This is a genomic window from Succinatimonas hippei YIT 12066 (genome assembly GCF_000188195.1).
GTDB lineage: Bacteria > Pseudomonadota > Gammaproteobacteria > Enterobacterales > Succinivibrionaceae > Succinatimonas > Succinatimonas hippei.
Map to the genome: position 1 here is coordinate 12,261 of NZ_GL831079.1, position 383 is coordinate 12,643.

General features: G+C 48.3%; 1 pseudogene. It reads right to left on the reverse strand.

Annotated features, from left to right (window positions below):
* Nucleotides 1-383, reverse strand: a pseudogene (locus tag HMPREF9444_RS11160) (hypothetical protein); the annotation flags it as partial.

Sequence of the window (383 nt, forward strand, 5' to 3'; positions counted from 1 at the left end):
CGGCACCGCGCAGATATCCTTCATGCTGAAGCGGGTTTTTATCAGTAAAGCCGTCGGCTGCTCCGGAGTTTTTACCCTGTTGCTCTAAGATTACGGCATTGATATGCTTATATCTCGGGGTGCTGACCTTGCCGAGCGCTATTTCACAGGCTCGTTCAAGCTCGCTTTTTCCGTATTTTGAGCTTAAGCGGAGCACGGAAAGGCACGGGTTGTACCCCTGCTGCTCAAAATCACAGGAAGAGAAAATCCGCTTGATTACTTGAGCAGTATTATTACCGATGCTTTTAGCCCACTTTTCAATCCGCTCTTTATCAAACTCAACGTAATGGGACTGCTTGGGTAAATCCTCGGCATGAGTGCTGTAGCGATTGACTGAGGTTTCG